This is a genomic window from Streptomyces sp. HSG2 (genome assembly GCF_016598575.1).
Classification (GTDB): Bacteria; Actinomycetota; Actinomycetes; order Streptomycetales; family Streptomycetaceae; genus Streptomyces.
In genome coordinates this window covers 4,716,532-4,743,208 of record NZ_CP066801.1, presented here as the reverse complement: position 1 = coordinate 4,743,208, position 26,677 = coordinate 4,716,532, and the positions used below count along the sequence as shown (strand labels likewise).

At 68.9% G+C, this 26,677-nt stretch carries 17 protein-coding genes, 3 rRNA genes, 1 pseudogene and 1 riboswitch; of the genes and pseudogenes, 4 read left to right on the top strand and 17 right to left on the bottom strand.

The annotated features are described in order from the left end of the window. Positions 1 to 10: 10 nt before the first annotated feature. A riboswitch (glycine riboswitch) is annotated at positions 11 to 108 on the bottom strand. Between the two features lie 122 nt (positions 109 to 230). Continuing rightward, the gene (locus tag JEK78_RS20635; protein ID WP_200261661.1) at positions 231 to 602 is read left to right on the top strand and encodes a PRC-barrel domain-containing protein; all 372 of its coding nucleotides are present in this window, start codon (positions 231 to 233) and stop codon (positions 600 to 602) included. Here the strand turns inward: JEK78_RS20635 and JEK78_RS20630 are convergent. From JEK78_RS20630 to JEK78_RS20570, 13 genes are all read right to left on the bottom strand, one after another. Beyond that, the gene (locus JEK78_RS20630) at positions 524 to 1,963 is read right to left on the bottom strand and encodes a DNA polymerase IV (RefSeq protein WP_200261660.1); all 1,440 of its coding nucleotides are present in this window, start codon (positions 1,961 to 1,963) and stop codon (positions 524 to 526) included. The two genes, JEK78_RS20635 and JEK78_RS20630, sit on opposite strands and share 79 nt — an antisense overlap. 124 nt (positions 1,964 to 2,087) lie before the next feature. Then, the gene (locus tag JEK78_RS20625) at positions 2,088 to 2,714 is read right to left on the bottom strand and encodes a MerR family transcriptional regulator (RefSeq protein ID WP_200261659.1); all 627 of its coding nucleotides are present in this window, start codon (positions 2,712 to 2,714) and stop codon (positions 2,088 to 2,090) included. A gap of 195 nt (positions 2,715 to 2,909) precedes the next feature. Continuing rightward, positions 2,910 to 3,383 carry a bifunctional nuclease family protein gene (locus JEK78_RS20620; protein WP_200261658.1) on the bottom strand — a complete coding sequence of 158 codons (474 nt, stop codon included), beginning with the start codon at positions 3,381 to 3,383 and terminating at the stop codon, positions 2,910 to 2,912. Between the two features lie 141 nt (positions 3,384 to 3,524). After that, entirely contained in the window at positions 3,525 to 4,265 is a 741-nt protein-coding gene (locus tag JEK78_RS20615) for a MerR family transcriptional regulator (RefSeq protein ID WP_200261657.1), read from the bottom strand. A 42-nt stretch (positions 4,266 to 4,307) separates the two neighbouring features. After that, positions 4,308 to 4,844 carry an FHA domain-containing protein gene (locus JEK78_RS23720; RefSeq protein WP_277953052.1) on the bottom strand — a complete coding sequence of 179 codons (537 nt, stop codon included), beginning with the start codon at positions 4,842 to 4,844 and terminating at the stop codon, positions 4,308 to 4,310. A 493-nt stretch (positions 4,845 to 5,337) separates the two neighbouring features. Continuing rightward, complete coding sequence (locus JEK78_RS20605; RefSeq protein ID WP_242483156.1) at positions 5,338 to 6,147, bottom strand: DUF881 domain-containing protein; 810 nt, start codon at positions 6,145 to 6,147, stop codon at positions 5,338 to 5,340. 5 nt (positions 6,148 to 6,152) lie between these two features. Beyond that, positions 6,153 to 6,485, bottom strand: coding sequence for a small basic family protein (locus tag JEK78_RS20600; protein WP_200261654.1), 333 nt, complete (start codon positions 6,483 to 6,485; stop codon positions 6,153 to 6,155). Next, positions 6,482 to 7,384: a DUF881 domain-containing protein gene (locus JEK78_RS20595; RefSeq protein WP_200261653.1), complete on the bottom strand. Its 903-nt coding sequence runs from the start codon at positions 7,382 to 7,384 to the stop codon at positions 6,482 to 6,484. The genes JEK78_RS20600 and JEK78_RS20595 overlap by 4 nt, the downstream gene beginning before the upstream one ends. Positions 7,385 to 7,548: 164 nt before the next feature. Then, positions 7,549 to 10,044 (bottom strand): mannose-1-phosphate guanyltransferase, encoded by a 2,496-nt coding sequence (locus JEK78_RS20590; protein WP_200261652.1) that lies wholly within the window; start codon positions 10,042 to 10,044, stop codon positions 7,549 to 7,551. Between the two features lie 111 nt (positions 10,045 to 10,155). After that, complete coding sequence (locus tag JEK78_RS20585; protein ID WP_200261651.1) at positions 10,156 to 10,764, bottom strand: CDP-alcohol phosphatidyltransferase family protein; 609 nt, start codon at positions 10,762 to 10,764, stop codon at positions 10,156 to 10,158. 111 nt (positions 10,765 to 10,875) lie between these two features. Next, a 5S ribosomal RNA gene (gene rrf / locus JEK78_RS20580) occupies positions 10,876 to 10,992 on the bottom strand. 82 nt (positions 10,993 to 11,074) lie between these two features. Beyond that, positions 11,075 to 14,201, bottom strand: a 23S ribosomal RNA gene (locus JEK78_RS20575). Positions 14,202 to 14,542: 341 nt separating this feature from the next. After that, positions 14,543 to 16,067: ribosomal RNA gene (locus JEK78_RS20570) — 16S ribosomal RNA — on the bottom strand. The 16S, 23S and 5S rRNA genes sit together here, the layout of an rRNA operon. A gap of 540 nt (positions 16,068 to 16,607) precedes the next feature. Between JEK78_RS20570 and JEK78_RS20565 the strand changes: the two genes are divergently transcribed. After that, positions 16,608 to 17,057, top strand: coding sequence for a PTS glucose transporter subunit IIA (locus JEK78_RS20565; RefSeq protein WP_200261650.1), 450 nt, complete (start codon positions 16,608 to 16,610; stop codon positions 17,055 to 17,057). A 70-nt stretch (positions 17,058 to 17,127) separates the two neighbouring features. Beyond that, positions 17,128 to 18,795: a phosphoenolpyruvate--protein phosphotransferase gene (gene ptsP, locus JEK78_RS20560; RefSeq protein WP_200261649.1), complete on the top strand. Its 1,668-nt coding sequence runs from the start codon at positions 17,128 to 17,130 to the stop codon at positions 18,793 to 18,795. Between the two features lie 70 nt (positions 18,796 to 18,865). Here ptsP and JEK78_RS20555 read toward each other — a convergent pair whose 3' ends face one another. Continuing rightward, positions 18,866 to 19,756: a hypothetical protein gene (locus tag JEK78_RS20555; RefSeq protein WP_200261648.1), complete on the bottom strand. Its 891-nt coding sequence runs from the start codon at positions 19,754 to 19,756 to the stop codon at positions 18,866 to 18,868. Between the two features lie 127 nt (positions 19,757 to 19,883). Then, entirely contained in the window at positions 19,884 to 21,851 is a 1,968-nt protein-coding gene (locus JEK78_RS20550; RefSeq protein ID WP_200261647.1) for an acetoacetate--CoA ligase, read from the bottom strand. A gap of 205 nt (positions 21,852 to 22,056) precedes the next feature. Here JEK78_RS20550 and JEK78_RS20545 point away from each other — a divergent pair. Next, positions 22,057 to 22,932, top strand: a pseudogene (locus tag JEK78_RS20545) (glycosyl hydrolase); the annotation flags it as partial. A 75-nt stretch (positions 22,933 to 23,007) separates the two neighbouring features. Here JEK78_RS20545 and JEK78_RS20540 read toward each other — a convergent pair. Both JEK78_RS20540 and JEK78_RS20535 read right to left on the bottom strand, forming a co-directional pair. Next, the gene (locus JEK78_RS20540) at positions 23,008 to 23,403 is read right to left on the bottom strand and encodes a DUF742 domain-containing protein (RefSeq protein ID WP_200261645.1); all 396 of its coding nucleotides are present in this window, start codon (positions 23,401 to 23,403) and stop codon (positions 23,008 to 23,010) included. A gap of 112 nt (positions 23,404 to 23,515) precedes the next feature. Further along, a complete protein-coding gene (locus JEK78_RS20535; protein WP_200261644.1) occupies positions 23,516 to 26,431 on the bottom strand; it encodes a nitrate- and nitrite sensing domain-containing protein in 2,916 nt (971 codons plus the stop codon). Positions 26,432 to 26,677 lie beyond the last annotated feature (246 nt).

Below are 26,677 nucleotides of genomic sequence, written 5' to 3'. Positions count from 1 at the left end.
CCAGAGTGACCTCGTCCGTGCGGTACGGGATGCCTGAGAGATTCCGGGGAGGATTTGCTCCTTCGGCGCCCTCCGACGGCGGTCGGGGGACTCTCCCGCACGGGTTCAGCGGCCGATCTCAGCCTACCAGCGGGTCCGGCCCGAGGCCCTCGAGTGGCCGCCGCCCGGATTCTGCCGTTCTGTAGTGCTTACGGATGACTCATCGAATGAGTGCGACCCGTGGAGGGACCGTGCGTACCGACATCGATCCACGCGACCTGATCGGCCGCAAGGCCTTCGACCGCGACGGCACCAAGATCGGCACGATCGACGAGGTCTACCTCGACGACGCCACCGGCGTACCCGAGTGGGCGGCCATCCGCACCGGTCTGTTCAGCAGGGACGCGTTCGTGCCGCTGGACCCGAGCGAACTGGTCGAGGGCGTGCTCCGGGTTCCCTTCGCACGGGCCCTGATCAAGGAGGCCCCGGACTTCGGCGTGGGGCGGCACCTCTCCCCCGAGCAGGAGTTGCAGCTCTACCACCACTACGGACTCGAGGTGTCCGCGGCGTCCGAGGAACCGGACTCCGAGTTCGGCAGGCTGGCCGGTTCCGAGGAGAACTGAGAACATCGCGAGGAGGGCGGCGTGGCGGCGGGAGCCGTCAGAGGAAGCGGCTCGGCGGGTTCGAGCGCCGGGTCGTCGGCGAGGAAGGTCCGGACCCGGCCCGGTTCCCCGTCCGGTCTCTCGAAGCGCACGGTGACCCGACCCAGCCCGCTCCCCTGGACCCACCCGGGTCCGAGGACGGCGTGACACACGTCGTGTCCGGGAACCCAGCGCCGCTCGCCCGCCGGCTCCGGCGCGCCGTCGGGCTCCTCGGCGCCGCCTTCCTCGTCCTCGGTCTGCTCCGGTCCGCCCGCGGCCTGCGCGAAGAGGTCCTCCTGGGTGTAGTCGGCCAGTCCGCTGACGCCCACCCCCAGCAGACGGACCCCGCCCGTGGTGTCCACCGAGTCCAGCAGTCGCGCCGCGGCCTCCCGCACCACGGTCGGGTCGTCCGTGGGCCCCCGGAGGGTCTCCGATCGGGTCAGGGTGGCGAAGTCGTAGCGGCGCACCTTGAGCACGATGGTCCGGCCGGACAGACCGGCCGTGCGCAGGCGGTGGACACAGCGCCCGGCGAGTCGCCGCACTTCGAGGGCCACCCGGGTCCGGTCGTGGAGATCGACGTCGTAGGTGTCCTCGACCGACACCGACTTGGCCTCCCGATCGGCCGTCACGGGCCGCTCGTCACGGGCCGTCGCCATGGCGAACAGCGCCCTGCCGTGGGCCCCGCCCAACAGGCGCACCAACTCGGCCTCGCCGGCCCGGGCGATCTCGTCCACCGTGTGGATCCCCGCCCGCCGCAGGTGGTCTCCGGTCGCCGGGCCCACTCCGGGCAGGACACGCGCGCTCAGCGGGCCGAGCAGGGCGCGCTCGGTTCCCGGAGTGATCACCACGAGTCCGTCGGGTTTGGCCTTCTCCGAAGCGATCTTGGCGACCATCTTGGACGCGGCGAGTCCCACCGAGGCGGTCAGCCCCGTCGCCGCGCGGATGTCCGCCCGCAGCCCGACGGCGGCTTCTCGGGCCGAGGCGGCGTTCCAGGCGACGGCACCGACCTCCAGGTCCACGAAGGCCTCGTCCAGGCTCAACGGCTCCACCAGCGGCGACAACTCCCGCAGCCTCGCCATGACCCGCTCGCTGATCGTCCGGTAGAACGCGAAGCGCGGCGCCAGGTAGGCGGCGTGCGGCGCGAGCCGGCGCGCTTGGGCCATCGGCATCGCCGAGCGCACCCCGAGGGCGCGGGCCTCGTACGACGCGGTGGCGACCACCCCTCGGGGTCCCAACCCGCCCACCACCACGGGCCTCCCGCGAAGACTCGGCTTGGACGCCTGTTCGACCGACGCGAAGAAGGCGTCCATGTCGAGGTGGAGGATGGTGGGCTCGGTTCGCACACCTCGAATGCTGCCGCAGACCACCGACAACGCCACCGGAGCGGCCGACCGAACGGGAACCCGGCGGCGGGAACGGCCCGCTCCGGGGCCGACCCGGAGCGCCACGCCCGGCGCCCCCGACCGATCAGCCCGCGCGGTTGCGCCGGCGGGCCAACTCGTCGCCGGGGTTGTGCCGGACGAGGGTCTCGCCCGTGTCGATCCGCTCGCCGTGCAGCTGCGACAGTGCGGCCTCGACATCCCGCCACACCACGCCCACGGCAATACCGAAGACGCCTTGGCCCCCCTGGAGAAGCGCGTGCACCTCGTCGGGCGAGGCGCACTCGTAGACGGTGGCCCCGTCGCTCATGAGCGTCATCCGTTCCAGGTCGCCGGCGCCTCGGTCGGCGAGATGTCGGACCGTGCCGCGGATGTTCTGCAACGACACACCGGTGTCGAGGAGGCGTTTGACGATTTTCAGGACGACGACGTCCCGAAGACCGTAGAGCCGTTGCGTCCCCGAACCGTGGGCCGGCCGCACACCGGGCTCCACGAGACCGGTGCGAGCCCAGTAGTCCAGCTGTCGATAGGTGATCCCCGCCGCGGCGCAGGCCGTCGGGCCTCGGTAGCCGAGCCGCTCGGTCGTGTCGGGAGTAGACGTCTCTGGGACACCGGGAACAGCCCTGGGCCGTGGGGAAAGCGGGCGGGGCCGGTCGTCCGCCCGGGAAGCGGATTCGGGCGCGCCCCCGACCACGCTGTCGCCGCTGATTCTCACGCCGACCTCCGTCCTCGACCTGCCTCCTCGAAGGTAGGCAGTCGCCCAAGGTGCGTCAACGATCGCCACACTCGGCACGCCGAGTGATAATCACCTTGGGAGTGGTTTCCCGTGCCCTCCCACGGGGAAAGGCTAGCCGAACGCGCTGCCGCGGATCCGAGCGACACCGCCGCGGCGGCCGGATCGCCGCCCGAGTCACTGGTTGCTGCTGCCGAAGTCCTCCGGCGAGATCTGGTCGAGGAACTCGCGGAACTTCTCGACCTCGTCCTCCTGCTCGTCGGGGATGGCGATCCCGGCGTCGTCGAGCACCGCCTCGCTCCCGTAGATCGGGGACCCGGTGCGGAGCGCCAAAGCTATGGCGTCGGACGGTCGAGCGCTCACCTCGACCCCACTGGCGAAGACCAGCTCGGCGTAGAAGACTCCCTCACGCAGATCGGTGATGCGGACCTCGGTGAGCTCCTGTCCCACGGCCTCCAGGACGTCCTTGAACAAGTCGTGGGTCAGCGGTCGGGCGGGTGCCATCCCCTGCTGGGCGAAGGCGATCGCCGTCGCCTCCCCCGGACCGATCCAGATGGGGAGGTACCGGTCGCCTCCCACTTCACGCAGCAGAACGATCGGTTGGTTGGAGGGCATCTCGACCCGGACACCTACGACATCGAGCTCGTTCACACAGCAACCCTAGGCCGTGCCCGGGACGTTTGGGTAGTCGAGCCGGGAACGGGTGGCCGATCCGGCGCAGTGCGACCACCCGTTTCCACGCTGTGACCGCCACCACTCGGCCGGGCCCGTTCACCCGTCCGGGTCGGCCCCTCAGGGCAGGCGCACGCCGAGCGCCGACTGCACGAGCGCCGCGTGGAGCCGCACGGCGAGACCGGCGATCTCCCTGGTCCGAGCCTCGGCGTGGGCCCTGGTCTGCGGATTGCGGTGACGCCGCAGGGGAGCCACCACCTGGTCCACCAACCCGGCCTCCCGATCCGCCGCCGCCTTCATCACCCGCAGGTGTCGTGGCTCGATGCCGAACCGCCCCAGCTCCCCGACAAGCGCCGCGACGGCGAGCGACCCGCCGTCGTAGGTCCCGTCGGGCAGGGGCGTGATCAGTCCGTAAGACTCCCACTCGACGAGTTGCCGCTCGGCGGTCCCGGTCTCGGCCAGCAACTCCGCCCGCCCGACGGGCGCGGGGGTGGTGACCGGGGGCTCGGGAGCCCGGGGGGAACCGTGGGACCGGCCACCGTCCGCCGCCGCGGAAGCGACCACCTCGGGGGGCTCCCCCGTGTCCAGCTGTTCCCTGATCACCCGCAGCGGAAGGTAGTGGTCCCGCTGCATGCGCAGGACCCGTCCGAGCCGCTCGACGTCCCGCTCGCTGAACTTCCGGTAGCCGGCCGGGGTCCGCCGCGGTTCCACGAGTCCCTCGGACTCCAGGAACCGGATCTTGGAGATGGTGATGTCGGGGAACTCCGGGCGAAGCGCTCCCAACACCGCGCCGATGCTCATCAGGCCGGCGTCCGCCGCGGCGGTCCCACGGCCCTCGCCGCCGGGAGGTGTGTGAACCATGGACCTTCCCTGGGTGGTCCCCGGGGACGGCCCCGGGGACGGTCAGAAGCCCCGCTGGCCCGCGTAGAAGACCAGTCGGTACTTGCCGATCTGCACCTCGTCGCCATTGGACAGGGCGACTTGGTCGATCCGCTCGCGGTTGACGTACGTGCCGTTGAGGCTGCCCACGTCGGCCACGACGAAGACGCCGTCCCGATCGCGACGGAACTCCACATGCCGTCGCGAGACGGTCACGTCGTCCAGGAAGATGTCGCTCTGCGGATGGCGCCCGGCCGTGGTCAGCTCACTGTCCAACAGGAAGCGGCTGCCCGAGTTCGGCCCCCGCCGCACGACGAGGAGCGCGGAGCCGAACGGCAACGCGTCCACGGCGGCCTGGGCCTCGGGAGAAAGCGTCGGCATCGGGGTCTGGCCGGTGGCCTCGGAGTCGTACGCCTCCAGCCCGGAGATGGAGATCGAGGACGTGGTCTCCGACGGACGCTCGGCGGTCACTCCGGGCCGCAGCGGCGCGCCGCAGTTGGAGCAGAAGCGACTGGTCTCCGCGTTGCGGTTGCCGCACCTCGTACAGACCAGGGCCGACATGGGCGGATCCTCCTGCCGAGGCTGCCCCGCCGGGGCATGGGACGCGTACGGGTCCGGGACCGACCCTCCACCCGTACCTGAGGTCGACGGTTGGCCGAAACCTATGTCGGCGGACCGGGCAGGGTCAACTGACGGCGCGCCCTCGCCCACCGGAACGTCACCGCCCGTACCGGCGACCTCGTCCCGGTAGAGCGGACGAGGCTCCCCGTCGTCGGGCCGCGCGCGGAACCTGGCCGTCTCGTCGGCCCCACCCTCTCGCGCGCTCTTGCCGAACAACTTCGCAAACAACTTCACGGGCGATTCCCCTTGAACGAAACAGACCCGCCCGTGGGGCAGGACGAACGCTGACTCAACCTACTGACCGACCCGGACACCCTCACAACGCCCGTCGCCACCGGACAGTTTCCCTCACACGCCACCCGTTCGGCGCGTCGACCCCCCGCGAGCTCTCGTCGCGGCCGACCATCCGCGGACGACGACGCGCACCCGCGGATCACCGGGAGGACGACCGAGCGTAGTCAGCCCGCTCCTCCGGTCGCAAGGCGTCCACGACGATCTTGTCGGATCGCTCGATCTCCACCGTGGCCTGCTCCTTCTCCAATGCTTGGACGACACCTCCCGGGATGTTCAGCGCGGGTTCCAGATCCTGTGGCTCGCCGATGACCTGGAAGCGGTAGGGCGCCGCGATGCGGCTCCCGTCCACGTTGACCCCGTCGCCCGAGTTGGCGAACCACGTGCCCGCCACCACCCTCACGTCGTTCACCTGGATCGCCTCGGCCCCGGCCGCGCGCAGTTCCTGGACCGCGTTGAGCAGGTCGTCCGCCTCCACGGCACCCTCCGCGTCCGCGATGGTCACCGTGATCCCCGGTCCCCACGCGGCCACCGTGCCGGCCAGGATGCCGAGTCGTCGCTCCCGCTCCTCGGTCTGCTTCCGGGCCTCCTCGGCCTGGTCGGAGCTGTTCTCCAGTTCCTCACGCTGCCGCTCCAATCCCCGCTTCTCCTCTTCCAGACGCTCCGTGCGGTCGTCGAGTTCATCGAGGATGCGCACGAGATCCTCCTGACGCGCGCCCCGCAAGGCGTCGTCGCCCGTGCTGTGCGAGGCGACCTGCACGGCGAGCCCGAAACCCAGGCCGAACAGCAGCAGGGCCACGACGAGTTGCGCGCGGGTGAGTCGAGGCGGCCACAACGCCTTCACCAACCGCTCTCGACCGGTCGGCCCACGGTCGGCCGCCACCGATGCCTCCGCCCCGGGCGCTCCCTCCCGGGGCTCCCGGGTCGGCGACGTGTCCTCCGAACTCCTCACCCGCCTCACGCCCGGAAGACGTGGCGACGGATCGCCGCCGCGTTGGAGAAGATCCGGATCCCCAGCACCACGACGACCCCGGTCGAGAGTTGCGCCCCGACGCCCAACTCGTCCCCGAGGAAGACGATCAGCGCCGCCACGACCACGTTCGACAGGAACGACACCACGAACACCTTGTCGTCGAAGATGCCGTCGAGCATGGCTCGCAGACCACCGAAGACGGCGTCGAGCGCCGCCACGACGGCGATGGGCAGATACTGCTCGACGGCCACCGGGACCTCCGGTCGAACCAGCAGACCGACCACGACTCCCACGACGAGGCCCAGTACGGCGATCACGATGTGCCCTTCTCGGATATCGGCTGCGCCGAACGTACGATGACCCGCGGCGCGGCGGCGAGTTCCAGGTCGTCCTCGACGGTCAGACCGGCCCGGATACCGTAGTTCTCCCGCAGGACGTCCAGGTACACCCCGTCCGCCCCCTCCTGGAAACGGTTCTCCAACTTCGGGCCGTCCCCCAGCGCGAGCACGGTGTAGGGGGGCACGAGCGGTCTGTTGTCGACCAGGATCGCGTCCCCCGCCGCCCTGATCGCGGACAGCGCGGTCAGTCGCTGTCCGTTGACGGAGATCGCCTCCGCACCGGCCACCCAGAGTCCGTTGACCACACGCTGCAGGTCCCTGTCGCGCAGGCGTCCGGTGTCGGCGAAGCCGGACGTCCCGCGAGGACCACCCTCGCCCGCGCCCGCGCCCTCGGCGTCGTCGACCACAAGCCTCACGCCCGGACCGCGCACCGCCACCGCGCCGGCCATGACGCCGACGAGATCGGACCCGCCGTCGTCCCCGGTACGCCGCAGCGCCGCCAGCTGCCGGTCGCCGACTTCCGTTCTGAGCGCGTCGATGGCCTCCTCGACCTCGTCGGCCTCCGCGGTCCGCCGGTCGATGCGGTCGATGAGCTCCTCGCGTTCCTTGGCGATCATCGGCGCGGCGACCCGCGCCTGAGCGGCGCCCACCGTCACCACCAGGGCGGCGAGCACGAGTCCGACGGACAGACCCAACTTCGCCCGAAGCGTCTTCGGAAGGCCGCCGGGGACTTCCGACCGGCGGCGCGCCGCCGCCTCGGCGTAGCCGTCGTCGAGGCTGTGGTCCATGACGTTGGTGAGCAACGACATGGACGCGTCCGGGCGGGCGGGCCGCGCGGACGTGCTCCGATCGGGGGAGTGCTGCGGCATGCCGCACATCGTCGCACGTCCCGGCGGCTGCCCACCAACGCCCCCCGCCTCCCTCCAAAACGGCGGGGGGGAGCGGCGATTTCGGGTACTGTCCGACGCCGCCCGGGACACCCCGGGTGTCGCCGTCCGGACGGAGCCCCGCGTGGGCGCGCGGGGCTCGGCCCGGCACGTCGTCAGTGACCGGCGCTCTTCACGATCGCGGACCACTCGTCCAGCAGCGCCTGCGCGGAGGCGTCGTCCGGCCCCTCGGCCCACAGCCGGGTCACGGCTTCCGCCGGGTCGGGGAGCACCATCACCCAACGTCCGTCCGGCTCGACCACCCGGACACCGTCCGTGGTGTCGACGGTCCTGTCTCCGGCGGCTTCGACGACTCTCCTCATCACCAGGCCCTTGACCGCCCAAGGCGTTGCCAGATCTCGTTTCAGGACGTGCGCCCGAGGGATGCGGGCGTCGATCTGACTGAGGGTGAGCTGGGTCCGAGCCACGAGCCCGATGAGTCGCACGAACGCCGCGGTTCCGTCGTAGACCCTGCTGAACTCCGGGACGATGAAGCCTCCCATCCCGTCGCCGCCGAAGACCGTGCCCTCCTCCCCGCCGACCCGGGTGAGGTCATCGGGGGAAGTCGTGGTCCACTCCACCTGCGTGCCGTGGTAGGCGGCGACCTGCTCGGCGATCCGGGTCGTGGTCACGGGAAGCCCGACCCGGCCGCTCCGCCGCTCGGCCGCGACGAGGTCGAGCATCACCAGCAGTGCCCGGTCGTCCTCGACGATACGGCCCCGCTCGTCGACGAGGGACAGCCTCTCCCCCACAGGATCGAACCGCACACCGAACGCGGCCCGCGACGACGCCACGATCTCGCCCAGCCGCACCAGACCGGCCCGCCGCATCTCCGACGTCTCCGTGGGACGCGACTCGTCGAGCCCGGGGTTGACGGTGAGGGAGTCCACCCCGAGCTTTCCGAGAAGACTGGGCAACACGAGGCCCGCGCTGCCGTTGGACGCGTCGACGACGACCTTCAGGCCGGACTCGGTGACACCGGTGGTGTCCACGTTGCGCAGCAGGGAGCCGGTGTACGAGTCGTACACACTGGCGGGAAACCGCAGATCACCGATCTCTCCCGGGAAGGCCCGCCGGTACTCCTGGCGCGCGAAGACGCGGTCCAGCTTGCGTTGCGCGCCCTGGGACAGGTCGGCGCCGCGCCCGTCGAAGAACATGATGTCGACCGAGTCCGGCACCCCGGGGGTGGTCCTGATCATCATCCCGCCGGCGCTGCCTCGCGCGGTCTGCTGCCGCGCCACCGGGAGCGGCACGTTCTCCAGATCGCGTACGTCGATGGCGCTCGCCTGCAACGCGGAGATGACCGCGCGCTTCAACGCCCGCGCGCCACGGGAGTGGTCCCGCGCGGTGGTGACCGTGGATCCCTTCTTGAGGGTGGTGGCGTACGCCCCGGCCAACCTCACGGCGAGTTCCGGGGTGATCTCGACGTTCAGGATGCCGGAGACACCCCGCGCCCCGAACAGGTGCGCCTGTCCGCGTGACTCCCAGATGACGGAGGTGTTGACGAAGGCGCCCGCCTCGATGGTCTTGAAGGGGTAGACGCGGACGTTGCCCTGCACGACGGATTCCTCGCCGATCAGGCACTCGTCCCCGATGACCGCACCGTCCTCGATACGCGCCGCGCGCATGACGTCGGTGTTCTTGCCGACGACGCAACCCCTCAGGTTGCTGTGCGGGCCGACGTAGACGTTGTCGTGGACGACCGCCTTGTGCAGGAAGGCACCGCTCTTCACCACGACGTTCGAACCGACCACGGTGTGCTCACGGATCTCGGCCCCGGCCTCCACCTTGGCGTAGTCGCCGATGTAGAGAGGGCCGCGCAAAACCGCGTCCGGGTGTACCTCGGCCCCCTCGGCGACCCAGACACCCGGGGAGATCTCGAAACCGTCGATGTCGACCGCGACCTTGCCCTCCAGGACGTCGGCCTGGGCCTTGACGTAGCTCTCGTGGGTGCCGACGTCCTCCCAGTACCCCTCGGCGACGTAGCCGTAGATCGGCTTTCCGTCCTTCATCAGCTGGGGGAACACATCACCCGACCAGTCGACGGGGACGTCGGCCTCCACATAGTCGAAGACCTCGGGCTCCATCACGTAGATGCCCGTGTTCACCGTGTCGGAGAAGACCTGTCCCCAGGTCGGCTTCTCCAGGAAGCGCTCGACCTTCCCCTCGTCGTCGACGATGGTGATGCCGAACTCCAGTGGGTTGGGGACCCGCGTCAGGCAGACCGTGACGAGGGCGCCCTTCTCCTTGTGGAACTCGATCAACTCGCTGAGGTCGAAGTCCGTGAGCGCGTCACCGGAGATCACCAGGAAGGAGTCGTCCTTCAGCGCCTCTTCGGCGTTCTTCACGCTCCCGGCGGTGCCGAGCGGCTTCTCCTCGTTGGCGTAGGTGAGCTCCATCCCCAGCTCTTCGCCGTCCCCGAAGTAGTTCCTGACCAGCGAGGCCAAGAACTGGACGGTCACGACGGTCTCATTGAGCCCGTGCCTCTTGAGCAAGCGCAGGACATGCTCCATGATCGGCCGGTTGGCCACCGGCAGGAGCGGCTTGGGCATACTCGAGGTCATGGGACGAAGGCGTGTGCCTTCGCCTCCGGCCATCACGACGGCCTTCATGTCGGAAGAGTCCTCCTCCAAGAGACGACGGTCGGCCGACTTCACCCGCCCTGGATTATCCCGCACTTCTTCGACACGGGCCATCCGGCCGCGACGGCCGGGCGTGGAGCTTCAGTCGGCCACGGGGTCCGCCCGAACCAGTCGACGGACCTGCACCATGTAGAGAACTCCTGCCCACCAGTAGAGCGTTGTACCCCATCCGGCGAACGCCCATCCGAAAACGGCGGCCACTGACGAGATCCAACCGGTGCCGTCACTGAGGAGCAGCAGAGGGAAGGCGTACATCAGGTTGAAGGTGGCGGCCTTCCCAAGGAAGTTCACCTGTGGCGGGGGATAGCCGTGCCGGCGCAGGATCCCCACCATCACCAGGAGGACCAACTCACGCGCGATCAACGCCGCGGTCAGCCACAGCGGCAGGATGTCACGCCAGGTCATCCCCACCAGGGTGGAGAGGATGTAGAGCCGGTCGGCGGCGGGGTCCAGCAGTCTGCCGAGGCTGCTGACCTGGTTCCACCGTCGGGCCAGTTTGCCGTCCAGATAGTCGCTGACGCCGCTCAACGCCAGTACCAACAGAGCCCAACCATCGCTCTGCGGTCCGCCGAACTCGGGCCTGAGGACAAGCCAGAGGAACAGGGGCACACCCGCGAGGCGCGCCATGCTGAGCAGATTCGGGATGGTGAGGACCCGGTCGGTCTGGACGCGGGTCTCCTGGACCTCCACCCGGGGGCCTCCTGGGGAAACGGACCTACAATTCCCCCTGACCCTACCTCAACGCAAAATGGCCCTGTGTGTCGGGAGTACTCCCGACACACAGGGCCATTTTCAAGATTTGTTCGGCGGCGTCCTACTCTCCCACAGGGTCCCCCCTGCAGTACCATCGGCGCTGTAGAGCTTAGCTTCCGGGTTCGGAATGTAACCGGGCGTTTCCCCTACGCCAAAACCACCGAAACACAACGAAACAACAACCAGCACCCCACAACAGGGACAACCGTTCGTGGTTTCAGAACCAACACAGTGGACGCGAGCACCTACGGACAAGCCCTCGGCCTATTAGTACCGGTCAACTCCACACCTCACAGTGCTTCCATACCCGGCCTATCAACCCAGTCGTCTACTGGGAGCCTTACCCCATCAAGTAGGTGGGAGCCCTCATCTCGAAGCAGGCTTCCCGCTTAGATGCTTTCAGCGGTTATCCCTCCCGAACGTAGCCAACCAGCCATGCCCTTGGCAGAACAACTGGCACACCAGAGGTTCGTCCGTCCCGGTCCTCTCGTACTAGGGACAGCCCTTCTCAAGACTCCTACGCGCACAGCGGATAGGGACCGAACTGTCTCACGACGTTCTAAACCCAGCTCGCGTACCGCTTTAATGGGCGAACAGCCCAACCCTTGGGACCGACTCCAGCCCCAGGATGCGACGAGCCGACATCGAGGTGCCAAACCATCCCGTCGATATGGACTCTTGGGGAAGATCAGCCTGTTATCCCCGGGGTACCTTTTATCCGTTGAGCGACGGCGCTTCCACAAGCCACCGCCGGATCACTAGTCCCGACTTTCGTCCCTGCTCGACCCGTCGGTCTCACAGTCAAGCTCCCTTGTGCACTTACACTCAACACCTGATTACCAACCAGGCTGAGGGAACCTTTGGGCGCCTCCGTTACCCTTTAGGAGGCAACCGCCCCAGTTAAACTACCCATCAGACACTGTCCCTGATCCGGATCACGGACCCAGGTTAGACATCCAGCACGACCAGACTGGTATTTCAACGACGACTCCACCCACACTGGCGTACAGGCTTCACAGTCTCCCAGCTATCCTACACAAGCCGAACCGAACACCAATATCAAACTATAGTAAAGGTCCCGGGGTCTTTCCGTCCTGCTGCGCGAAACGAGCATCTTTACTCGTAGTGCAATTTCACCGGGCCTATGGTTGAGACAGTCGAGAAGTCGTTACGCCATTCGTGCAGGTCGGAACTTACCCGACAAGGAATTTCGCTACCTTAGGATGGTTATAGTTACCACCGCCGTTTACTGGCGCTTAAGTTCTCAGCTTCGCCCCACCGAAATGGAACTAACCGGTCCCCTTAACGTTCCAGCACCGGGCAGGCGTCAGTCCGTATACATCGCCTTACGGCTTCGCACGGACCTGTGTTTTTAGTAAACAGTCGCTTCTCGCTGGTCTCTGCGGCCACCCCCAGCTCAAGGCGCACAGCCCATCACCAGAAATGGCCCCCCTTCTCCCGAAGTTACGGGGGCATTTTGCCGAGTTCCTTAACCATAGTTCACCCGAACGCCTCGGTATTCTCTACCAGACCACCTGAGTCGGTTTAGGGTACGGGCCGCCATGAAACTCGCTAGAGGCTTTTCTCGACAGCATAGGATCATCCACTTCACCACAATCGGCTCGGCATCAGGTCTCAGACACATGTCACGCGGATTTACCTACGCAACGCCCTACACCCTTACCCCGGGACAACCACCGCCCGGGATGGACTACCTTCCTGCGTCACCCCATCACTCGCCTACTACCAGCTCGGACCACCGGCTCCACCACAATCCATCCCCCGAAGGGTCCGGAACGGCTTCACGGGCTTAGCATCACCAGATTCGACGTTTGACGCTCCACAGCGGGTACCGGAATATCAACCGGTTATCCATCGACTACGCCTGTCGGCCTCGCCTTAGGTCCCGACTTACCCTGGGCAGATCAGCTTGACCCAGGAACCCTTGGTCAATCGGCGCAAACGTTTCCCACGTTTGAATCGCTACTCATGCCTGCATTCTCACTCGTCAACCGTCCACAACTGCCTTACGGCGCTGCTTCACCCGGCAAACGACGCTCCCCTACCCATCCACACACCCGTTAAGGCAACCATGTGAATGACACGACTTCGGCGGTACACTTGAGCCCCGCTACATTATCGGCGCGGAATCACTTGACCAGTGAGCTATTACGCACTCTTTCAAGGATGGCTGCTTCTAAGCCAACCTCCTGGTTGTCTCTGCGACTCCACATCCTTTCCCACTTAGCGTACGCTTAGGGGCCTTAGTCGATGCTCTGGGCTGTTTCCCTCTCGACCATGGAGCTTATCCCCCACAGTCTCACTGCCGCGCTCTCACTTACCGGCATTCGGAGTTTGGCTAAGGTCAGTAACCCGGTAAGGCCCATCGCCTATCCAGTGCTCTACCTCCGGCAAGAAACACACGACGCTGCACCTAAATGCATTTCGGGGAGAACCAGCTATCACGGAGTTTGATTGGCCTTTCACCCCTAACCACAGGTCATCCCCCAGGTTTTCAACCCTGGTGGGTTCGGTCCTCCACGAAGTCTTACCTCCGCTTCAACCTGCCCATGGCTAGATCACTCCGCTTCGGGTCTTGAGCATGCTACTCCAACGCCCTCTTCGGACTCGCTTTCGCTACGGCTACCCCACAACAGGTTAACCTCGCAACACACCGCAAACTCGCAGGCTCATTCTTCAAAAGGCACGCAGTCACGACACACAAACCCCGAAAGGCTCGCATGCGACGCTCCCACGGCTTGTAGGCACACGGTTTCAGGTACTATTTCACTCCCCTCCCGGGGTACTTTTCACCATTCCCTCACGGTACTATCCGCTATCGGTCACCAGGGAATATTTAGGCTTAACGGGTGGTCCCGCCAGATTCACACGGGATTTCTCGGGCCCCGTGCTACTTGGGAAAATCCTCAACGAGCCGCTGACATTTCGACTACGGGGGTCTTACCCTCTACGCCGGACCTTTCGCATGTCCTTCGCCTACATCAACGGTTTCTCACTCGCCTCACAGCCGGCAGACCATGAAAAAAGACATCCCACAACCCCGCACACGCAACCCCTGCCGGGTATCACACGCATACGGTTTGGCCTCATCCAGTTTCGCTCGCCACTACTCCCGGAATCACGGTTGTTTTCTCTTCCTGCGGTACTGAGATGTTTCACTTCCCCGCGTTCCCTCCACTCGCCCTATGAGTTCAGGCAAGGGTGACAGCCCATGACGACTGCCGGGTTTCCCCATTCGGACACCCCCGGATCAAAGCCTGGTTGACGACTCCCCGGGGCCTATCGCGGCCTCCCACGTCCTTCATCGGTTCCTGGTGCCAAGGCATCCACCGTGCGCCCTTAAAAACTTGGCCACAGATGCTCGCGTCCACTGTGCAGTTCTCAAACAACGACCAGCCACCCGTCACACACCATCCACCGACGATGCTTCACCAGGACCGGCACAACCGAGACCACGACCACACGGCCGCACCCTCAGACACCCAACAACGTGCCCGACCGAACCCCCACCCCGAACATGCCTTCCACACCCCCCACCACAGCAGGAAGCAGTACAAACACACCCGGAACAGAAAACCCGACCGAATAGTCAACGTTCCACCCACGAGCACACCGGCACCAGACACTCGCTGATGAACCGGCCTCTGCCCACACCCCCCACAACCAAGGGGAGGCACAGGAGAAAGCTCCTTAGAAAGGAGGTGATCCAGCCGCACCTTCCGGTACGGCTACCTTGTTACGACTTCGTCCCAATCGCCAGTCCCACCTTCGACAGCTCCCTCCCACAAGGGGTTGGGCCACCGGCTTCGGGTGTTACCGACTTTCGTGACGTGACGGGCGGTGTGTACAAGGCCCGGGAACGTATTCACCGCAGCAATGCTGATCTGCGATTACTAGCGACTCCGACTTCATGGGGTCGAGTTGCAGACCCCAATCCGAACTGAGACCGGCTTTTTGAGATTCGCTCCACCTCACGGCATCGCAGCTCATTGTACCGGCCATTGTAGCACGTGTGCAGCCCAAGACATAAGGGGCATGATGACTTGACGTCGTCCCCACCTTCCTCCGAGTTGACCCCGGCGGTCTCCCGTGAGTCCCCAACCTCCGAAGAGTTGCTGGCAACACGGGACAAGGGTTGCGCTCGTTGCGGGACTTAACCCAACATCTCACGACACGAGCTGACGACAGCCATGCACCACCTGTACACCGACCACAAGGGCACACCCATCTCTGAGCGCTTCCGATGTATGTCAAGCCTTGGTAAGGTTCTTCGCGTTGCGTCGAATTAAGCCACATGCTCCGCCGCTTGTGCGGGCCCCCGTCAATTCCTTTGAGTTTTAGCCTTGCGGCCGTACTCCCCAGGCGGGGCACTTAATGCGTTAGCTGCGGCACGGACAACGTGGAATGCTGCCCACACCTAGTGCCCACCGTTTACGGCGTGGACTACCAGGGTATCTAATCCTGTTCGCTCCCCACGCTTTCGCTCCTCAGCGTCAGTATCGGCCCAGAGATCCGCCTTCGCCACCGGTGTTCCTCCTGATATCTGCGCATTTCACCGCTACACCAGGAATTCCGATCTCCCCTACCGAACTCTAGCCTGCCCGTATCGACTGCAGACCCGGGGTTAAGCCCCGGGCTTTCACAACCGACGCGACAAGCCGCCTACGAGCTCTTTACGCCCAATAATTCCGGACAACGCTCGCGCCCTACGTATTACCGCGGCTGCTGGCACGTAGTTAGCCGGCGCTTCTTCTGCAGGTACCGTCACTCACGCTTCTTCCCTGCTGAAAGAGGTTTACAACCCGAAGGCCGTCATCCCTCACGCGGCGTCGCTGCATCAGGCTTGCGCCCATTGTGCAATATTCCCCACTGCTGCCTCCCGTAGGAGTCTGGGCCGTGTCTCAGTCCCAGTGTGGCCGGTCGCCCTCTCAGGCCGGCTACCCGTCGTCGCCTTGGTGAGCCACTACCTCACCAACAAGCTGATAGGCCGCGGGCTCATCCTGCACCGCCGGAGCTTTCCACCACCACGGATGCCCGTGACAGTCAATATCCGGTATTAGACCCCGTTTCCAGGGCTTGTCCCAGAGTGCAGGGCAGATTGCCCACGTGTTACTCACCCGTTCGCCACTAATCCCCACCGAAATGGTTCATCGTTCGACTTGCATGTGTTAAGCACGCCGCCAGCGTTCGTCCTGAGCCAGGATCAAACTCTCCGTGAATGCTCTGCCGGTCACCCGGCACACAACACGGGAGCGGGACCACCGGAGGAATAACCCGATGATCCACAGCGTCCTCGCTGTGTTCTACTTCAAAGGAACCCGTCCACCGGAACAACAATCCCGGCGTCGGGGTATCAACATATCTGGCGTTGACTTTTGGCACGCTGTTGAGTTCTCAAGGAACGGACACTTTCTTCGTACTCACCCGAGAAACACACTCTCTCGCGGCTTTCCTCCGGGCGTTTCCCTTCGGTTTCACCGACTCTACCAGATGAATTCGCCCTCTCCGCCCACGCCCTCGCGGGCATGAGGAATGCAGAGAAGCCGAACAGGCAACCGGTGTGTCGGATTCCTGCCGGAGGAAGCGGGAATCACACTCGCTCTCCGAGGCAGGACCCACAACAGTACAGGCCCACAAGGCCGCACGCAAACCACCCTCTGGGACGGGTCCGAGGCTTTGGCCGGGAACATCGGGCGGAAGCGGGACGTGAGCTGACATATGCTGCGTGTGCATCTCTCCACCCCCGGGAGGCCCCTTCCATGACCACCGTGACGTCACCGCAGACGGGACGCGCCGTCGGGCTGACAGCCGTACCCGACCCGGTCTTCTCCGAAGCCATGGTGGGTCCGGGCACCGCCGTCGACCCCGTGCGGGAACCCTGCGAAGCCGTCGCTCCGGTGGGTGGGGTCCTCGTCTCCCTGCACCCCCACGCCTTCGTGGTGGTCACGGACGGCGGCAGGGGGGTGCTGACCCACCTCGGCATCGACACCGTGCAGCTCAACGGCGAGGGGTTCGAACTCCTCGCTCACAAGGGGGACACGGTCGAACGAGGACAGGCGATCGTCCGCTGGAACCCCTCCGAGGTGGAGGCCTCGGGCAAGTCGCCGCTCTGCCCGGTCGTGGCGTTGGACGCGGACGCCCACGCCCTCATGGATCTGCGCGAGGAGGGCCCCGTCCGAGTCGGCGAGCGACTCTTCGACTGGTCCTGACACGCCACCATCGTCCTTCGGCCGACGGACTCCCCACCGGAGAGCCGGAGAACCCTCCCGGGAGGTGCGGATGGAGACAACTCTGCGAGGCGTCGGCGTGAGCCACGGAGTGGCCGTCGGTCCGGTGCGTCACATGGGAGCCGCCGTGTTGGAACCCCCGGTGAGGCAGGTACCGGCGGCGGAGCGAGAAAGGGAGGGAGCCCGGGCCCGGCGCGCCGCGGAGGCCGTCGCCGCGGATCTCACGGCCCGGGGACATCTGGCCGGTGGCGAGGCGCGGGCGGTGCTGGAGGCGCAGGCGTTGATGGCGCGGGATCCCGAGCTGATGGCGGAGGTCGGCCGACGCGTCGCGTCGGGTGGCACCGCCGAACGGGCCGTCCACGACGCCTTCGCGGGCTACCGGTCCTTGCTGGCCGGGGCCGGCGAGCTCCACGCGGCACGGATCCCCGACCTCGACGACGTGCGCAATCGGATGGTCGCCCGACTGCTGGGCGTGCCGATCCCGGGGGTACCGGACAGCGACAGCCCCTACGTTCTCGTGGCGCGCGATCTGGCCCCCGCCGACACCGCGCTCCTGGACCCCGCCCTGGTCCTGGGCTTCCTGACCGAGGAGGGCAGCCCGACCAGCCACACGGCGATCCTGGCACGCGCCCTCGGCGTGCCGGCGGTGGTGGCCCTGTCCGGTGCCCGGGAACTCCCGGAGGGGACCGTGATCGCTCTCGACGGCGACTCCGGAGAAGTCCGTGTCGACCCGGACGACCGGCGAGGGCCACGGCGGAGAGGGGTGGGTCGGCGCGAGGCGAGAGCCTCGGCGCGCGAGCCCGGGCGCACCGCCGACGGCCACCGCGTCCCACTCCTGGCCAACATCGGAGGCCCGGCCGACGTGGCGGGGGCCGTCGAGGTCGGGGCGGAGGGCGTGGGACTGTTCCGTACGGAGTTCCTCTTCCTCGACGACGCCGAGAGCGCCCCGTCGGAGCAAAGGCAGATCGCCGCCTACCGTCGGGTGATCGAGGCCTTTCCCGAAGGACGCGTGGTGGCCAGAGTCCTCGACGCCGGCGCGGACAAGCCACTGGGCTTCCTCTCCCCCGCCGAGGAGCCCAACCCCGCACTGGGCGTCCGCGGACTACGCGCCCTGCTGGACCACCCGGAGATCCTGGCCGCGCAACTGCGCGCGTTGTCCAAGGCCGCGGACTCCTCACCCGGCACCCTCGACGTGATGGCGCCCATGGTCGCCGACCGGGCGGATGCCAAGGCGTTCGCCGACGCCTGCCGCGCGGCGGGGCTGCGGTCGGATGTCGGGGCGATGGTGGAGGTCCCCTCGGCCGCACTGAGGGCGGGCGCGGTGCTGCGCGAAGTCGATTTCCTCTCCCTGGGGACCAACGACCTGGCCCAGTACGCCTTCGCGGCCGACCGCCAGGTGGGTGCCGTGGCCCGGTTCCAGGATCCGTGGCAACCCGCGCTGCTCGATCTGGTGGCATCGGCTACGTGGGCGGCTCGGGCACAGGCCAAGGGGTGCGGCGTGTGCGGCGAGGCCGCCGCCGACCCACTCCTGGCCTGTGTCCTGGTCGGTCTGGGGGTGTCCTCGCTCTCGATGGGACCCGCCGCGATCCCCTCGGTGCGCCGGTCTGTGTCGAGGGTGACACTCGCGCGGTGCGAGCGGGCCGCCTCCGCCGCGCGGGCGGCGGACGGGGCCGAGGACGCGCGGAACGCGGCTCGCGAGATCCTCCTTCGGGACGCGTAGCAGTCGATCGCTCCGGGACACCGAGGGGACGCGGGGCGGGCCGGCGGCCCGCCCCGAACACACCTCGGCTTCAGTGGTGGTGGCCCCGCTCGGGTGAATCCTCGCCGAGGTCGGGCGGCTCGCTGTACCGCACCCCGGGTTCCGGGGAGATGGGCTCGCCGGTCCGCGGGTCGAGGCAGTAGGCGTCGAAGACCTCCCCGGCCGTGAGCGCCACGAGGCCGTACTCCCGCAGACGCCAGCCGTAGACGCGGCCGGGCGCGCCGGCCCGCAGGATCAGACCGCCGGGGGCACGTGTGGCGAGCCCCACCGCGAGGACGCCGGTGAACTCGGGTACGGCGGCGTGGTCCGGTAGGCGGTCCCTTCGTCGGGTGGGGCCGACGCGCAGGACCGCGGAGAGGCGCTCGTGGACACCGGAGACCGCGCAGACCAGGTGAAGATGGTCGTCCGGCGCGGTGTCGAGCACGCGCGTGAGCAACTCGCCGGCGCGCGCGAGGGCGGCCCGCCCGATGTCCTCTCCGCATAGGGCGCACGGGCCGATCGCGGCCAGGATCGTGGCGGTGTGCTCCCGGGTCGCGCGGCGGACCGCCGCGTCGAGGAGGGAGGGCAGGAGGTCGACCAAGGGGCGCCCGTCGTACGCCACGGTCGTGCCTCGGGCCGCGAGCACGGCCGTGAAGCGCGAGCGGCCGGCGGCGGTGTCGGCGTCGATGCCGACGGTGGCGCAGAATCCGGCGTACGCCACGGGATCGAACAGAGCGATCGTCGTGTGGCCGCCGCGATCCGCCCGTGCCTTGAGCACCGCCTCGACGTGGCGCAGATAGGCGGCGTGGTCACGAAAGGTGAAGCTTCGGTAGTACCGCATCGCGTGGAAGTCGTGTTCGTCGGCGAGCAGGCCCATCGTGCCGGCGATCTCGCGGTGCAGTACCTGACGGGCGGTCGAGTCGGATCGGTCGGTGTGCGCCATGTGTTCTCCCCCGTGCGCCGTGCGGTGACAGTCACTCACCGTAGTCGGAGGCTCCGACAGCGGGGGTCCGGCGTGACGCGCCCGCCGCCTCTGGTCGAGGACGCGGGAGACGGCGACCCGGTGCCGGTCAGTCGTCGCGGCGGGCGAGGTCCAGGTAGAAGCCGAGGAGGTCGAGGTCGTCGACGGAGCCAGGGTTGACGGCCCGATCCAGCGGCGTTCCCTGGAGGAGGCGCTTGACCGGTACCTCCAGGCGCTTGCCGGTCAGCGTGTGCGGGATCGCGGGCACCTCGATGATCTCGTCCGGGACGTGGCGTGGGGAGAGGTTCTCCCGGATCGTGCGCTTGACTCTGTCGGTCAACGCCCCGTCGAGGACGGCTCCCGGCGTCAGGTGCACGAAGAGCGGCATCCAGTACCCGCCGTCGGGCCGCTCCACGCCGATGACGAGGGATTCCTTGATCTCCGGGAGACGCTCGACGGCCTCGTAGATGTCGGCGGATCCCATGCGCACGCCTTGGCGGTTGAGCGTGGAATCCGAGCGGCCGTGCACCACGACGGTCCCGCGCGAGGTGAGGGTGATCCAGTCGCCGTGGCGCCACACGCCGGGGTAGGTGGCGAAGTAGCTGTCGTGGTATCGGGTGCCGTCGGGGTCGTTCCAGAACCGGATCGGCATGGAGGGCATCGGGTTGACTACGACCAACTCGCCGACCTCGTCGACCAGTGGTCGCCCCGCCGGGTCCCAGGCCTGCAGGTCGGTGCCGAGGCAGGGCGCCTGGAGCTCGCCGAGGTGGACGGGGAGGGTGGGGACGGCTCCGGCGAAGCAGGAACACACGTCGGTGCCACCGCTGACCGAGGCGATCCACAGGTCGGCGCGGACCTCGTCGTGGAGCCAGCGGAAGCCGTCGGGCGGAAGCGGCGATCCGGTGGTGGCGACGCAGCGCACCGACGAGAGGTCCAGGTCGCGTCCCGGATGGACGTCGGCCTTGCCGCAGGCCGTGACGTAGGCGGCGGAGGTGCCGTAGAAGGTGGCGCGGGTCTCCTCGACGACACGCCACTGGGCGCCGGTGTCCGGGAATCCGGGGCTGCCGTCGTAGAGGACGAGGGTGGTGCCCGTCAGCAGGCCGGAGACGAGGAAGTTCCACATCATCCACCCTGTCGACGTGTACCAGAAGAAGCGGTCGTCGGGCCCCAGATCGCAGTGCAGGCCGAGTTGTTTGAGGTGCTCGACCAGGATGCCCCCCTGGGACTGGACGATGGCCTTGGGCAGGCCGGTGGTGCCGGAGGAGTAGAGCACCCAGAGCGGGTGGTCGAAAGGCACCTGCTCGAAGACCGGTTCGACCTGGGCGGCTGTCAGGGAGGACCACGGAAGTGCCCCCTCCGGGGCGTCCGTCCCGAGGAGGGGGACGTGGACCACGGCGCGCAGGGTCGGCAGCTCGCGACGGAGTTCGGCGACGGTCTCGCGACGGTCGTGTTCCTTGCCGCCGTAGCGGTAGCCGTCGACGGCGAACAAGACGACCGGCTCGACCTGCCGGAATCGGTCGAGGACACTCCGAGCGCCGAAGTCGGGCGCGCAGGAGGTCCAGACGGCGCCGACGGCGGCAGTGGCGAGGAACGCCACCACCGCCTCCGGGACGTTGGGCAGGTAGCCGCTGACCCGATCACCGGGCCGGACCCCGCGGGCACGCAGCGCGGCCGCGAGCGAGCCCACCTGGCGGCGCAGCTCGCCCCAGGTCACGGGGGTCGGCGGGTGGGTCTCGTCGATCCGCAGGAGCGCGGGATCCTCCGACCGCTCCGCCGCCGCACGCAGGGCGTGTTCGGCGTAGTTGAGCGTGGCCCCTTCGAACCACCGGGCACCGGGCATCACCGGGTCGCCCAGGACCCGCTCGTAGGGGTGGGAGAAGCGGACGTCGAACCACTCGACGACGGCCTTCCAGAACGCCTCGGGATCCGCCACGGACCATCGGTGCAGGGTGGGGTAGCCGCCGGTGGCCGGGGCGCCGTGGTGGTCGGCCGCCCAGGCCTGGAACGCGGTCATCCGGGCCGCGGCGACATGCCGCGGATCGGGACGCCAGAGCGGCTGGGGTTCTTCGGTCGGCATGGTCGACTCCCGGGGGCAGTGCGTCTGGTGTGGTCCTCTTCGCACGAGCCGGGTGTGCGCGAGGACCCAGACAGGGACCATGCCATGTGATCGACGGGGACACCAGGCCGCGCCCCGACCGGTCGTCCCGGACGTTCGGGGCGCGAGGGTGAACTGTCGTTGAACAGGGCCTCGCCGAGTGGACGGTGCCGGCAGGGTCGTGGTCATGGACGGAGGTGATCCGGTGCGCTCGGCGCGCGCGCTCGGTTGGTCGAGGACGTGGCGGGAAGGGCGCGGCGCGCACACGACGTGGCGACGGCGGGTCGAGGCGTTCGCGACGGAGCGGCCGGTGGCGGAGCGGGCTCGGGTCCCGGGGTCGCTGAGGGCGGTGGAGTGTGAGCGGGGTGGTGGTGTCCTGCGCTTCGCGCGCTCGGAACTGCGGGTGGTGGTCACGACGATCGGGGCGGTCTTCTGGGGCTGGGACGGCGCCGGCCCGGAGCCGTCCGAGGTGTTGGCGGGGCCGGGCCCGGAGCCGGACCCGCGGGCCGTGCTGGAACCCGACAAGCTGGGCGGCCGGCGGGTGGTGGCGGAGCGGGTCACGGTCGTCGTCTCCCGGGACGGCGCCGTCGAGGTGAGGACACCGGGTGGAGTGTCACTGCGGCGGGACCCGCCGCCTCGGTGGTGGGAAACGGGGTCGGGCGGTGGCGGCCGCTGGATGCAGCGATCCGAGGTGCCGGCGGACGCGCGGTTCTTCGCGCCGGGGGCTCGAGCCGGAGGACCGCTGTTGCGCGACGGGACGTACCGGTTCGGCGGCTCCGCGCCGGGAGGCCGCCCGGCTCCGGGGGACGAGCCGTGCGCTGTGGCGACGGCGGCGCAGGTGGTGGTGGCCGGCGCGGGCACGCATCTCGCGTTCCACGACGCCCGGGGGGACGGTGTCATGACGTTGCGCGAGGGCGTGGAGGGCGCGGGGTCGGGTCACGACCGCAGGGGATCCAGCGTGTTGCGGATGGCCGGGGGGCCGCTTCGCTGTTGGGTGATCGTGGGGACGCCGGCCCGCGTGGCCGCCGGCTGGGAGTCGCTGACCGGTACACCGGCTCTCCCGGCGACATGGGGTACGCGGCGGCCGGTTCCCGGGGCCGGGCCTCGCTGAGTCGCGGGGTCGGCGCTTCGCCGTGCTTCACCAGTCCCGGAGGCCGTCGATCACCTGACGCAGTGTCCTGGTGTCCGGTCGTTCGGCGGGGGTCGTGGGTTGCCGCACCTCGACGAGTCGCTCGGCCAGCAGGTCGCCCACGAGGACGCGGACGACACCCAGCGGCAGGTCGAGTCGTGCGGCCAGGGCCGCCACGGACCGGGGGGTCCGCCGGCACCGGTCCAGTATGTCGACGTGCTCGGGCGACAGCAGTGTGTCAGGTTCCGGCGCGTCTTCGCCTGCCCGTGTGCTCACCATCGCGACGGCGTCGAGTCGGTGAGGGGGCGCGCCGTCGGTTCGCCCCCGCGTCATGGCGTAGGGCCGGACGACCGGGCCCGCCTCCGCGTCGAACCAATGGTCCTTTCCCCGACCTTCTGTGTTCATGTCGCATGACTACCCGTTGACGCGGCGTTCGCCGCGTGGACCGCCGTGCTCGTTCGTTCCGGGCCGAGGTGTTCCCGGGACGGGACCGGGCGGCGACCGGGCATGGGAGGGGTCAACGACCCTCGCGCTCGTCGGAGCCCGACGGACCCCCCGGCCCGTGGCGTCGCCCTTCGGTCCGTGGGAGTGAGGTCGGCGCACGAGCCGTGGGGGCGGAGGACCCTTCCGCGTCCGGGAGTTCGGGAACGCCCTCGCCACCCGGTGCTCGCCCCGGGGCGCCCCGGCCGTTCCGCCCGGCCTCCGAGCGCCCTCGCCGCCAACCGCGTTGGACGGCCGCCATCCGGCCGCGAACCTCCTCGGCGTCCCGCTTCTCGGCTCCGGGCCGCCTCTGCGGGGTGAGGCTGTCGCCATCCACGCCGAGATCGCCGTCCTGTCCCGGTCGCGACAGCCGTCGTGGGAGGGAGGCGCGCCCGGGAACCGCCGAGTCGGGCTCCCGGTGGCCCGCCCGTCCCCCAAAAGCCGGGCGGTCGACGTGGGGAACAGCGCCGGACCCCGCCGGGGGGCCGCCCTGTCCGCTCTCCTCTCTCTCGACGCGAGCGCGTCCGACCGGTTCGGACGTGCGCGGCATCGGCCTCTCCGGCTCCCCGGGGTTCTTCCGTGACTCCCCCTCGGCGGGATCGGGTGCGCCGGCGGGTGAGCAGGTGTCGTCGGGGAGCGCCGGGCGCCTGGTGGCGGGGGTGGCGGGATGCCCGGCGTCGTCCCCACCGACAAGACGGCCGTGCGAGCTGACGAGCCTGGGAGGTGTGCGGCGCGGCAGCGGCGTCGGGTGCCGTCGTTCCTCCGCCGAGCGAGGGCGCGCGGCCTCCCGGTGGAAGGGACCCGGGGCGGAGATCGTCTCCTCCGGGCCGGTGTCCGAGCGTGGCGCCCACGGCCCGACGTCGGGGAGAGGGCCTTCTCGGTCTTCGGGCGCCGCGTCGACGGGCTCTGGCTCCACCGGCGGCTCCAGTTCCACCGGACCGGGGGGCACCGCCCCCGGTGCGCGGGCCGCCGAGCGGGAGAGGCGGAGGGCGCGGCTTCCCGTCGCCGGGCTCGGCTCGTCGAGGGGACGGCCGTTGACCGGTCCGGCGGTGTCGTCGTCCTCGACGGCGGTCAGCAGGGTCTCCGGGATCAGCACCACCGCTGTGGTGCCGCCGTACGGTGACGGCTGTACGGAGACCTGGACGTCGCGTCGCAGGGCGAGTCGGCTGACGACGAAGAGGCCCAGTCGATCGCTGTCGCGGAGGTCGAACTCGGCGTGCCCCGCCAGTCTCAGGTTGGCCTGGGTCATGGTGTCCGCCGTCATGCCGAGACCGCGGTCGTGGATCTCCAGCAGGAAGCCGTTGCCGACACGCTCCCCGCGCACCTGGACCGCGGTGTGCGGCGGGGAGAACGCGGCGCCGTTCTCGACGAGTTCGGCCAGGAGATGGGTGAGGTCGGCCACGGCGGGCCCGGTGACGGCGATCCGGGGCAGCCGTCTGACCTCCACGCGTTCGTAGTCCTCGACCTCGGCGACGGCCGCCCGCACCACGTCCATGAGCGGCACCGGCCTGCGCCACTGCCGGGACGGCGCGGCGCCCGAGAGGATCACCAACCCCTCGGCGTGACGACGCATCCGGGTGGTGAGGTGGTCGAGTCGGAACAGGTCGGCGAGTTCCCCGGGGTCCTCGGTGCGCCGCTCCATGGCGTCCAGGAGGGTGAGCTGTCGGTGCAGGAGCACCTGACTGCGACGGGCCAGGTTCACGAGGACGTCCGAGACACCGGACCGGATCTCGGCCTGCCGCACCGCGGCTCGCACGGCGGCCCGCTGAAGGGTGTTCAGGGCTCGGCCGACCTCGCCGATCTCGTCCCGAGCGTAGTCGAGGCGGGGGACCTCGGTCTCCACGTCGACCCGATCCCCCGAGGCGAGGCGGCGCATCACGGAGGGCAGGCGGACCCGGGCGGCCTCGTGTGCCTCGGCGCCCAGCCGGCGCAGGTCGCGGACGAGGCCGCGCCCCACGCGCACCGACACCAGGAGCGAGACCGACAGGGCCGCGAGGCCGAGCACCCCGGCCACCGCGGCACGCGTGACGACGGCTGTCGCCACCGGGCTCACCCGGTCCCGGTAGCGGGCCGCCGACTCCTCGCCGAGGGAGGCCAGCCCGTCGAGCACGTCGGTCGCGACGGCCTCCCATTCCGCCGCGTCGGGAGTGTCCGGGGTTCCCGGCGCGGAGAGCAGGAGGGTCCCTTCGGCCTCTCGGAGCGACAGGGAGGGCGCCTCCTCCCAGAAGCGCTCGTAGTGGCCCAGTTCGGCGGCCGGGAGCATCGGGAGGTTGACGTCGTACAACAGCGTGCGCTGGGCGACGAGGTCCGACGCCGCCCGGACCTCCGCCTGGGTGACGCGGCCCGCGACCAGCGCGGACCCCAGGAGGGCGTCCTCGCGTGACAGGAGTTCCCGTGCTCGCGCGATGTTGACGAGTGCGTGGTGCTCGGTGTCCAGGGCGACGTCGTCGATGACGTGGAGGTCGGCGAGGAGGGCCTGACCGGGATCGACGAGACCGTTGTAGAGGTCGAGGGCGCGGTGCCGGTCGATGGTGCCGGCCTCGACGCCGCGACGCAGCGCGTCCACCCCGTCGAGGGCGTCCAGCGCCTCGGCCAGGCGTTCCGCCTGCGCGTGTTCCAGGGCCCTCCGCACGTCCGGGGCGGCGGCACCGTCACGCAGGACGGCGACGGCGTCATCCGTCTCGAACCGGCTCCGGCGCAGCGCGGCGAGCCCGTCGGAGGCGCGTGGGTCGGCGAGGTGGGTCAGGGTCAGACGGCGCTCCTCCTGTAACGCGCGGACGGTGTCCTCGACGGGCCCGCCGAGGTGCTCCATGACGGCGGACACGTCGGCCAGCCGGGCCGCCTCGCGACCGGTGAGCACGGTGGCGAAGGCCCACACCGCGCCGAGGGACGCGAGCGGCACGAGAAGCAGGGCCACCAACTTCCGGCGGATGGTCTTCCCGCGCAGGCGCATGGCCTCCCCCACCTCGCGCCCCGTGGGGACGCACGTGCGTCAGCAAACGGCGCGAGCCTACTACCGGCCCGGCGGGGACCCGAAGGCTCAGGGCGGAACCGTCGCCGGCCGTATCCGGCCCCGCCGGGCGGCAGGTCGGCCGGACATCGGGGACGATCGCCCCCGTATCGTGGCGGCGCGGGCGGTCGAGCGACGCGCGTCCGCCGTCCGGGGTTGGCCGAAAACGCCCCACCGGCCGAAGGTGTC

Excerpts from the sequence above, each read along its gene's own strand:
- JEK78_RS20590 (WP_200261652.1), bottom strand. The coding sequence starts at position 10,044 with ATGAAGGCCGTCGTGATGGCCGGAGGCGAAGGCACACGCCTTCGTCCC.
- JEK78_RS20555 (WP_200261648.1), bottom strand. The coding sequence starts at position 19,756 with ATGGCGCACACCGACCGATCCGACTCGACCGCCCGTCAGGTACTGCAC.
- JEK78_RS20550 (WP_200261647.1), bottom strand. The coding sequence starts at position 21,851 with ATGCCGACCGAAGAACCCCAGCCGCTCTGGCGTCCCGATCCGCGGCAT.
- JEK78_RS20565 (WP_200261650.1), top strand. The coding sequence starts at position 16,608 with ATGACCACCGTGACGTCACCGCAGACGGGACGCGCCGTCGGGCTGACA.
- JEK78_RS20595 (WP_200261653.1), bottom strand. The coding sequence starts at position 7,384 with ATGTGCGGCATGCCGCAGCACTCCCCCGATCGGAGCACGTCCGCGCGG.
- JEK78_RS20535 (WP_200261644.1), bottom strand. The coding sequence starts at position 26,431 with ATGCGCCTGCGCGGGAAGACCATCCGCCGGAAGTTGGTGGCCCTGCTT.
- JEK78_RS20615 (WP_200261657.1), bottom strand. The coding sequence starts at position 4,265 with ATGGTTCACACACCTCCCGGCGGCGAGGGCCGTGGGACCGCCGCGGCG.
- JEK78_RS20540 (WP_200261645.1), bottom strand. The coding sequence starts at position 23,403 with ATGAACACAGAAGGTCGGGGAAAGGACCATTGGTTCGACGCGGAGGCG.
- JEK78_RS23720 (WP_277953052.1), bottom strand. The coding sequence starts at position 4,844 with ATGTCGGCCCTGGTCTGTACGAGGTGCGGCAACCGCAACGCGGAGACC.
- ptsP (WP_200261649.1), top strand. The coding sequence starts at position 17,128 with ATGGAGACAACTCTGCGAGGCGTCGGCGTGAGCCACGGAGTGGCCGTC.